Raw genomic sequence first — 8549 nt, forward strand, 5'->3', positions numbered from 1 at the left:
GCTGCTGTCCTTGCCCTGCTCACGCAGAACGCCCACAGAGCTGCCGAACAGACCAAAGCCATACCCGAATACCCTGCCGCAGTTAAAAAGCCGTTACAAGGGGAAAAAGCTGCAAAAACCACCCCGGCAGACAACACCTTGCAGCGCATGGTTGACCGGGAAGCCAAGCGAGCCGAGGGCAAGGGCGTGGGCTATGACCGCTGGGCGGCAAAGCACAACCTAAAGCAAATGGCAGCTACCGTTACCGCCTATCAGCAGTACGGCTTTTCCTCCCCGGAGGAACTGGACGAAGCCTGTTCTGCCGCCTATGCCGCCATGCAGGAAAGCCTTGCGTGGTTGAAGCAGGTGGAAAAGACGCTGAACGGGAAAAAGGAGCTGCAACGGCAGGTGCTTGCCTATTCCAAGACCCGCCCTGTCCGGGACGGGCTGAAACAGCAGAAAAACGCCAAAGCAAAAGCAGCCTACCGTCAGAAGCATGAAAGTGACTTTATCATAGCAGACGCAGCCGCCCGCTATTTCAGGGAGAACGGCATTTCCAAGCTGCCGAGCTATAAATCCCTGCAAGCAGAGATTGAAAGCCTTATCAAAGAGAAAAACAGCGGCTACAACGATTACCGGGCAAAACGGGAGGAGTACCGCCGCTTGCAGACTGTCAAGGGCAATATCGACCAGATTTTACGCCGGAGCGAGCCGCAGCGCAGAAAGGAGCAGAGCCATGAACGGTAATATCCCCCGCATGGACTACCGCCAGTACCGGGCAGCCCGCCGCCTTGTGCATGAGTGCTGCAACTATGACAGCGGGAACTGCCTGCTGTTGGAGGACGGCGAGCCTTGCGTGTGTGTACAGAGTATCAGCTATTCGCTGCTCTGCCGCTGGTTTACCGCCGCTGTCCTGCCCCTTGATGAAGCACTGGAAGCCGCCCTCTTGCGCCGGGGAAGCCGGAAACGCTGCGCTGTCTGCGGGGCGTTCTTCTTCCCAAAATCCAACCGGGGGAAATACTGCCCGGACTGCGCCGGACGCATGAAGCGGATAAACGCCGCCAAACGGAAGCGGAAACAAAGGGAGAAATGTCACGCTTTAGGGCATTTCAAACCCGCATAAATCAAGGCTTTTTTGGAGGGTGTCAAAGGGTGCGTGATACATTTATCCTTTTCCCTTAAAAACGCCCCCTAAAAGCGTAACAGAACCCACAGACAGACACCACAAGGAGGTGAACCCTATCGCTGATTATATGACCGCAGGAACGGAGCTGCCCGCTTACCTGCCTTACCCCCGTTTCCTGCTGGAAACAGACCTATCCCACACCGCAAGAGAGTTATATGCGCTGCTGTTAGACCGTTCCACCCTTTCGCAGAAGAACGGCTGGCAGGACAGCGAGGGACGGACATACATTGTCTACCCCATAGCAGAGATAGCGGAAATGCTGGATAAAGGCTGCACCACCATAAAGGGCGCACTGAACGAACTGGACGCTGCCGGGCTGCTGGAACGCAGACGGACGGGCTTTTCTGCCGCCAACCGTCTGTATGTGAAAGTGCCGCCTATCCCAGTGGTACAGTTTTCCGACCAACTGACGGACGGAAAACCGCCCCTCATAAGGGCGGGAAACCGACCAACTGACAGCCGGAAAACTGACCTTATGACGGTCGGAAAACCGTCCCCTAACCAAACTAATATAAACAACCTAATAGAGAGCCAAACAAAAGGAGCGAGTGAGGGGCAGCCCCCCGCCGCTTATGGCAGATATAAAAATGTATTTCTTTCTGACACAGAACTTTTGGAGCTGGAACAGGACTTCCCCGGCAAGTGGGAGTATTACCTTGACCGCCTTTCCTGCCACATCGCTTCCACCGGGAAGCAGTACCAGAGCCATGCAGCCACCATTTACAAGTGGGCGCAGGAGGACGCTGCCAAAGAGAAGCCAAAGAAAGGCATACCGGACTATTCATTCAAGGAGGGAGAAAGCCTATGACCGATACAATCCACAACACCATACTGCCTATGACCGACACCACAGCCGAGCCGGAGGATTACACCGGGGAGGACGGGCTTTTATACTGCGGCAAATGCCGGAAACCCAAAGAAGCCTATTTCCCGGAGGGCAAGACCTTTTTCGGGCGTGACCGCCACCCGTCAGAGTGCGACTGCCAGCGGGCAGCCCGTAAGGAACGGGAAGCCGCCGAGAAGCGGCGCAGCCACCTTGAAACGGTGGAACGGCTGAAACGGCAGGGCTTTACAGACAAGACCATGCAGGACTGGACATTTGCCAACGATAACGGCAGCTGCCCGCAGATGAAGAACGCCGCCGGATATGTGGCACGCTGGGAACAGATAAAGGACGGGAACTACGGGCTGCTCTTGTGGGGCAGGGTAGGCACTGGGAAAAGCTATTTTGCCGGGTGTATTGCAAACGCCCTCATGGAGCAGGAAGTCCCGGTGTGCATGACAAACTTTGCAGCAATATTAAACGACCTTGCCGCCAGCTTTGCGGGCAGGAACGAATATATTTCCCGCCTTTGCAGCTTCCCCCTGCTCATCATTGACGATTTTGGAATGGAGCGTGGCACAGAATACGGTCTGGAACAGGTCTACAATGTGATTGACAGCCGCTACCGGAGCAGGAAGCCGCTGATTGTGACGACCAACCTCACGCTGGAGGAATTGCAGCACCCGGAGGACACCGCCCACGCCCGGATTTATGACCGCCTGCTTGAAATGTGTTCCCCTCTCTGCTTTACCGGGGAGAATTTGAGGAAAGCCGCCGCACAGGGAAAAATGGAACAGCTGAAACGGCTGCTTGCCGGAAAGGAGATTTGCCTATGACCGACACCCAGAGAAACAAACGCCCTGCCCGCCGCCCGGACTGCGTGACCGAAACGAGGATAGGCAACACAATCCTTGTGGTGTCTGGCTTTTTCAAGGAGGGGGCGACCGACACCGCCGCTGACAAGATGATGAAAGTGCTGGAAGCAGAAGCCGCCGCCGGATATTTGACCTGTGATAAGCCTGATTGAAAAACCGTCATTTTTACCGACCGTAAAGAAGCAGATTTGACGCTTTTGCCGCTATACAGACAGCCGCCCCATGTGGTACAATCAAGGTACGGAATAGTGGGGCTGGCTGTCGGAAACGGAGGAATTTATGTTAAGACAGACCACCCAGCAACTCATTACCGCCCTTTACCCAAGACTGTCCCATGAGGACGAGCTGCAAGGCGAGAGCAATTCCATTTCCAACCAAAAGAGGATTTTGGAAACCTATGCCAAACAGAATGGATTTTCTAATCTGCGCTGGTACACCGACGACGGTTATTCCGGTGCGAACTTTCAAAGACCCGGATTTCAAGCCATGCTTGCAGACATTGAAGCAGGGAAAGTCGGGACAGTTATCGTCAAGGATATGTCGAGGTTAGGGCGAAACTACTTACAGGTGGGAATGTACACAGAAATGATTTTCCCACAGAAAGGTGTCCGCTTCATCGCTATCAATGACGGAGTGGACAGCGCACAGGGGGAAAATGATTTTGCCCCGCTGCGGAACATTTTTAACGAATGGCTGGTGAGAGATACGAGCAAGAAAATCAAGGCAGTAAAACGCTCTAAGGGCATGAGCGGAAAGCCCATCACAAGCAAGCCCGTCTATGGCTACCTCATGGACGAGGACGAAAACTTTATCATTGACGAGGAAGCCGCCCCGGTGGTACGGCAGATTTACAGCCTTTGCCTTGCCGGGAACGGTCCGACCAAGATAGCCCGTATGCTGACCGAGCAGCAAATCCCCACGCCGGGGACGCTGGAATACCGCAGGACGGGCAGCACCCGCCGCTACCACCCCGGCTATGAGTGCAAGTGGGCGACCAATACCGTGGTTCATCTGCTGGAAAACCGGGAATATACGGGCTGTCTGGTAAACTTTAAGACCGAGAAGCCGTCCTACAAGCTGAAACACAGCATAGAAAATCCCCCGGAAAAGCAGGCGGTTTTTGAGAACCACCATGAGCCTATCATTGACCGGGAAACGTGGGAACGGGTGCAGGAGTTACGCAAGCAGCGCAAACGCCCCAACCGTTATGACGAAGTGGGCTTGTTCTCCGGCATACTCTTTTGTGCCGACTGCGGCAGCGTCATGTACCAGCAGCGATACCAGACGGACAAGCGCAAGCAGGACTGTTATATCTGCGGAAGCTACAAGAAACGCACCGCCGACTGCACAGCGCACTTTATCCGCACTGACCTCTTGACCGCTGGCGTACTCTCCAATCTGCGGAAAGTTACCAGCTATGCGGCAAAGCATGAAGCCCGGTTTATGAAGCTTTTAATCGAGCAGAATGAGGACGGGGACAGACGCAGGAACGCCGCCAAGAAAAAGGAGCTGGAAGCCGCCGAGAAACGCATAGCCGAGTTATCTGCTATCTTCAAGCGGCTGTATGAGGACAGCGTAACCGGGCGCATATCGGACGAGCGTTTCACAGAGCTGTCGGCAGACTATGAAGCCGAGCAGAAAGAACTGAAAGAACGTGCCGCCAGACTGCGGGAAGAACTTTCCAAAGCGCAGGAAGCCACCGCAAACGCTGAAAAGTTTATGAATGTGGTACGCAGGCACACTACCATTGAAGAACTTACCCCTACTCTGCTGCGGGAGTTTGTGGAGAAAATCGTTGTCCATGAAAGCGTTGCCCTTGACGGGAAACGCCGGGGCAAGTTACGCAGACAGGAAATCGAAATCTATTATTCTTTTGTCGGCAAGGTAGAACTGCCCGACACCTAACCGCCCGACCTATCCGACATACCTCATGTGCCGGATAGGAACGGCAAAATTTTTTACACTTCTATTACTTCTTTATCACACATAAGCAAAGTCCCAGGGCATGAAGCAGTTCATGGCTAATTAAAGGGAACAAAAAAGAAAGGAAAAGCACAATCCAGACGGTATCAGCGACAGGCTACAAGATTAAATTGTGATTTCACAAGATTGGTGTTATAATAAGAGAAAAGTTCCTGCCGGGGCAACCGCCCCGGTGGTATGGATAGGAAGGCAGGAAAGCAATATGCACATCAGCTATAAACCACTCTGGCATACACTGTTAGAGCGTGATATGAGAAAAGAAGATTTAAGGCTTGCCGCCGGTATGACAACGAATATGATTGCCAACATGAGCAAAGAGGGAAAGCACATCAGCATGGACACATTAGCCCGTATCTGCGAAACGCTGAATTGTGAGATTACCGATGTGATTGAGTTAGTACCAGACGAGCCTGCTTCCACAGGAGGTAAGGAACATGAGCGAATTGAAACCAAGAATAACAGAAAACGGAATTGATTATATCCTTGTCGGAGATTACTACATCCCAGACTTGAAGCTGCCGGAAGAACGCCGCCCCATCGGAAAGTATGGACGGATGCACCGGGAATATTTAAGAGAAGTCCACCCAGCCAGATTGAACACATTGATACTGACCGGAGAATTGTGGACATATCTTGCAGACCTGAACGAACAGGCACAGGAACGGTTAGACACTATCATGGAGCAGATGAAAATTGCCGAGGGCGTAACCGAGGAATTAAAGTGTACCCGTCAAATGGAATGGGTGCGGCGGTGTAATAACATTCACGACCGGGCAGAAGAAATTGTTTTGCATGAGATAATTTATTCATAATAGTATGGTGTTAGGATTATGACAAATCAGAGGTTAAAAGGTGCGTTATGTTAAAAAGCATAGGGTTATATTTTAGAAAAATAGATTTTTTGAATTTTGCAGTTGGAGCTATAATGCCAATCATTGTATTGTTTATAGTTTATTCATCAGTCAAATCAAATATAATTCTTCAAGACACTGATTTTTTATCACTGTTGATGAATCATAAAGGGAAATTCATATTTTACTTTTTCGTGTCCTTTATTGAAGAAGTTATTTTTAGAGGAATTATTTTTGGGCTGTTGCTGCAAAAATGTAAAAATAAGTATTTGAGTTGCGTAATAGCTGCACTTATTTTTACACTACCACATATTTTTAATACCGATAATATTTCTGTTCTGGTAATGTTTATTTTTCCTTTTCTATATGGAATATTTGCCAATGAAATGTTTTACACTACAAAGAGTATTTGGATGCCCACAGGATTTCATTGGTTATGGAATTATACAATAACAAGTTTGTTTCTTGTTACAGGAACACAAAGTTTCATATATGTACATATCATAGCAGCAATGATTATAATGATACCGTTGTTTTACATTGTTATTGGGAAAACACGCCTAAGTGGCGATTGATAGCTTACAGTTTATCGCTTTATACAATATCAACTGAATAATCCCAGCACAAACCGCTGCTACATGGAAGCCAACAAACCATGCAACAGAGGTTTTTCTTTACCGTTTTTTTCTCTGGCTGATAGGCGTTCCCATTTTCTTTGACTTTTTGAGAATCCGAATCAGCCAGCGAAATTCTTCGTCTGACAGATTTTTATAGTTGATACCGAGCTGTTTACAGTAAAGGACAACCAGCTTTTCATCCCGACTGCCCTTGAAATTTTTGACTGCTTCCAGATTTTCTTTCAGTTCATCGGCAACGGTGGTCTGGGGTGCACTCTCACTGTCCTTTTTGTGGGCTTCCCGAATATCTCGGATAATGAGGTTGAGGTCATCCAGAACCATGTGACTAAAATACTCATCATCGCTGATATGGGCGGCTTGCAGCACTTTCAAATGCGGGTCATCTTCGCCGGGGCGATACCGTTCAATGATTTCATGCCGGACGGTATCAACAAGTGCATTGAGATTTTGAATCTGCATGGTGGCAATCCCGTCCACATAAATCTCAATGTCTGCAAGAAACTTGATAAAATCTTTATGTGTGGCAAGCTCACAGAGCAGACGATTGTTAATCCGACCGCTTTTCAGGAGAGCAACCATCTCATCATTCAAATGCAGCTCCGTCAATGACGTGTTGATCTGCTCCCTGTTCTCTGTCCGGCACAGTAGATAATCAACGGAAACCCCATAGAAGGCTGCCAGCGTGATAAGGTTGCCATGATTGATTTCCTTAAAATCCTCTTTTTCATAACTTCCGAGAGCAGATTTGGAAATACCCGTCAGCTTTGATAGTTCTTCCAGATTTAAGCCTTTGTCCTTGCGGAGTTCCCAAAGGCGTTCCTGTATGCTTGTTGCTCCTTTCATGGGCGCACACTCCTTTCCGGCGGTTTCATTGCTGCCGCTTAACTGGATTATATCACACTTTCCGCAATCGTGGAAATTTCTGATTTTTACTCCTAATTCCTACTTTGTGGACATACGGCACAGGGCACAAAAATGTTCTATGATACAGGTAGTTCATCGATGGATTATTCCAATCGAATGACCAGCCTGTGTGGGATATGCTTCCCCGGCGATGTAGTGCCATGACTTTTGGCAGGGATGTGGAGGAACCCTGACCGAAACGAGCGTACCAAAGGGAGCGATACGCCGCTGTGAGATTCAGGGGAGGAACGACACCGGGGAGAACTGGCGAACTGACACCGAAATGATACCGAAACACGACAATCTGATAGGGGGATAGTCTACCCTATCGCTGATACTTCGGGAGATTTTAAGCGGCTCTATGACCGTAATTTTGCCGAAAATCGCCCCGAAACCATACACGAAAACGGAAGGAAGCGCAATATGCCGAGAATGAGCAAAAAGAGGAAGCATGAGCTTTCCTTTTACCTCAATGACCGGGGGCGTGTCACTTACAACGAATTATGCCGGAAATGCCAGCATGGGTGCAAGCAGAGCTTCCGGGCGGTTGTGATTGACTGCCCCCGTTATTTATCCAAACGAGCAAAGAAAAAGGAGAAACACACCGAATGAATTTTGAATTTATGACGATAGACACACCCTTGCCACCCTGTATGCCATTTCCCAAAGCGTTGACAGGATTTCCAGTCAGCAGCACCGCAAAGGTCATGTACTGCCGGATGCTGGACGCTATGTTATCCAAAGGGCAGGAGGACGAGAACGGAATCCTGTTTGTCTGCTTCTCTGTCACAGCCATTGCCGCAGTCCTGTCCCGCAGCCCCATGACGGTCAAGCGTTCTCTGAATGAACTGGAAACCGCCGGACTTATCATGCGGGTGCGTCAGGGCGTTGGAGAGCCAAACAGGATTTATGTGCTGATACCGGGAAAGGAGGACGCTGCCCTTGCCTGATACCTCAAAGCTGGAAAAGCTCAACCGGGAGTTGGAGAAAAGCGAAAAGAAACTGCGGAAAGCCATCAATGATGAAAAGGCATTGCAGCACCAGTTAAAGCAGCTTACCCGAAAGGAACGGACGCACCGGCTCTGTACCCGTGGCGGTATGCTGGAAAGTTTTCTGCAAGAGCCGGAACGCCTGACAGATGATGATGTCATGCTGTTGTTGAAACTCATTTTTCACAGGCAGGACACGCAGGAACTATTGAAAAAACTGCTGGAACGGGAGAAGGCGGAAACCCCTTAGTTTACTAAGGGCGCAATTATACACCACCCAGAGGTTGGTGCATTGCGTTCTCCGAAGGCTCCTCGCCGGAGG

12 protein-coding genes and 1 pseudogene are annotated in these 8549 nt (G+C 49.9%); 12 read left to right on the forward strand and 1 reads right to left on the reverse strand.

Going from position 1 to position 8549, the window contains the following annotated elements:
• The 9 genes and pseudogenes from PGS38_RS17215 to PGS38_RS17255 all read left to right on the forward strand — a co-directional run.
• Positions 1–726: pseudogene (locus tag PGS38_RS17215) on the forward strand (relaxase/mobilization nuclease domain-containing protein); the annotation flags it as partial.
• Positions 716–1102 (forward strand): cysteine-rich VLP domain-containing protein, encoded by a 387-nt coding sequence (locus PGS38_RS17220; protein ID WP_002594234.1) that lies wholly within the window; start codon positions 716–718, stop codon positions 1100–1102. The pseudogene PGS38_RS17215 and the gene PGS38_RS17220, both read left to right, overlap by 11 nt.
• Positions 1103–1232: 130 nt before the next feature.
• Entirely contained in the window at positions 1233–1973 is a 741-nt protein-coding gene (locus tag PGS38_RS17225) for a replication initiator protein A (RefSeq protein ID WP_002594233.1), read from the forward strand.
• Entirely contained in the window at positions 1970–2824 is an 855-nt protein-coding gene (locus tag PGS38_RS17230; protein ID WP_002594232.1) for an ATP-binding protein, read from the forward strand. Before PGS38_RS17225 ends, PGS38_RS17230 begins: the two co-directional genes overlap by 4 nt.
• A complete protein-coding gene (locus tag PGS38_RS17235) occupies positions 2821–3015 on the forward strand; it encodes a transposon-encoded TnpW family protein (protein ID WP_002594231.1) in 195 nt (64 codons plus the stop codon). The genes PGS38_RS17230 and PGS38_RS17235 overlap by 4 nt, the downstream gene beginning before the upstream one ends.
• 127 nt (positions 3016–3142) lie before the next feature.
• Positions 3143–4768, forward strand: coding sequence for a recombinase family protein (locus tag PGS38_RS17240; RefSeq protein ID WP_002594230.1), 1626 nt, complete (start codon positions 3143–3145; stop codon positions 4766–4768).
• Positions 4769–5048: 280 nt separating this feature from the next.
• A complete protein-coding gene (locus tag PGS38_RS17245) occupies positions 5049–5321 on the forward strand; it encodes a helix-turn-helix domain-containing protein (RefSeq protein ID WP_002592127.1) in 273 nt (90 codons plus the stop codon).
• On the forward strand, positions 5281–5658 hold the full coding sequence (locus PGS38_RS17250; protein ID WP_118660730.1) for a TnpV protein: 378 nt from the start codon (positions 5281–5283) through the stop codon (positions 5656–5658). The genes PGS38_RS17245 and PGS38_RS17250 overlap by 41 nt, the downstream gene beginning before the upstream one ends.
• Positions 5659–5705: 47 nt before the next feature.
• Positions 5706–6272, forward strand: a complete 567-nt coding sequence (locus tag PGS38_RS17255; protein ID WP_117762285.1) for a CPBP family intramembrane glutamic endopeptidase — start codon at positions 5706–5708, stop codon at positions 6270–6272.
• Positions 6273–6371: 99 nt separating this feature from the next.
• On the opposite strand, the gene PGS38_RS17260 is transcribed toward PGS38_RS17255, so the two are convergent.
• Positions 6372–7178, reverse strand: a complete 807-nt coding sequence (locus PGS38_RS17260) for a helix-turn-helix domain-containing protein (RefSeq protein WP_118660732.1) — start codon at positions 7176–7178, stop codon at positions 6372–6374.
• 483 nt (positions 7179–7661) lie between these two features.
• On the opposite strand from PGS38_RS17260, the gene PGS38_RS17265 reads away from it, so the two are divergent.
• From PGS38_RS17265 to PGS38_RS17275, 3 genes are read left to right on the forward strand one after another with little or no spacing between them, the layout of a single operon-like run.
• Positions 7662–7850 carry a hypothetical protein gene (locus PGS38_RS17265; RefSeq protein WP_005929946.1) on the forward strand — a complete coding sequence of 63 codons (189 nt, stop codon included), beginning with the start codon at positions 7662–7664 and terminating at the stop codon, positions 7848–7850.
• Positions 7847–8188, forward strand: coding sequence for a DeoR family transcriptional regulator (locus tag PGS38_RS17270; RefSeq protein ID WP_118660734.1), 342 nt, complete (start codon positions 7847–7849; stop codon positions 8186–8188). Before PGS38_RS17265 ends, PGS38_RS17270 begins: the two co-directional genes overlap by 4 nt.
• Entirely contained in the window at positions 8181–8477 is a 297-nt protein-coding gene (locus PGS38_RS17275; protein WP_099357249.1) for a DUF3847 domain-containing protein, read from the forward strand. Before PGS38_RS17270 ends, PGS38_RS17275 begins: the two co-directional genes overlap by 8 nt.
• The last annotated feature ends 72 nt before the right edge of the window (positions 8478–8549 follow it).

The organism is Fusicatenibacter saccharivorans (genome assembly GCF_027667425.1).
Lineage (GTDB): Bacteria > Bacillota > Clostridia > Lachnospirales > Lachnospiraceae > Fusicatenibacter > Fusicatenibacter saccharivorans.

Excerpts from the sequence above, each read along its gene's own strand:
- PGS38_RS17225 (WP_002594233.1), top strand. The coding sequence starts at position 1,233 with ATGACCGCAGGAACGGAGCTGCCCGCTTACCTGCCTTACCCCCGTTTC.
- PGS38_RS17260 (WP_118660732.1), bottom strand. The coding sequence starts at position 7,178 with ATGAAAGGAGCAACAAGCATACAGGAACGCCTTTGGGAACTCCGCAAG.
- PGS38_RS17230 (WP_002594232.1), top strand. The coding sequence starts at position 1,970 with ATGACCGATACAATCCACAACACCATACTGCCTATGACCGACACCACA.
- PGS38_RS17220 (WP_002594234.1), top strand. The coding sequence starts at position 716 with ATGAACGGTAATATCCCCCGCATGGACTACCGCCAGTACCGGGCAGCC.
- PGS38_RS17235 (WP_002594231.1), top strand. The coding sequence starts at position 2,821 with ATGACCGACACCCAGAGAAACAAACGCCCTGCCCGCCGCCCGGACTGC.
- PGS38_RS17240 (WP_002594230.1), top strand. The coding sequence starts at position 3,143 with ATGTTAAGACAGACCACCCAGCAACTCATTACCGCCCTTTACCCAAGA.
- PGS38_RS17255 (WP_117762285.1), top strand. The coding sequence starts at position 5,706 with ATGTTAAAAAGCATAGGGTTATATTTTAGAAAAATAGATTTTTTGAAT.
- PGS38_RS17265 (WP_005929946.1), top strand. The coding sequence starts at position 7,662 with ATGCCGAGAATGAGCAAAAAGAGGAAGCATGAGCTTTCCTTTTACCTC.
- PGS38_RS17250 (WP_118660730.1), top strand. The coding sequence starts at position 5,281 with ATGAGCGAATTGAAACCAAGAATAACAGAAAACGGAATTGATTATATC.
- PGS38_RS17270 (WP_118660734.1), top strand. The coding sequence starts at position 7,847 with ATGAATTTTGAATTTATGACGATAGACACACCCTTGCCACCCTGTATG.
- PGS38_RS17245 (WP_002592127.1), top strand. The coding sequence starts at position 5,049 with ATGCACATCAGCTATAAACCACTCTGGCATACACTGTTAGAGCGTGAT.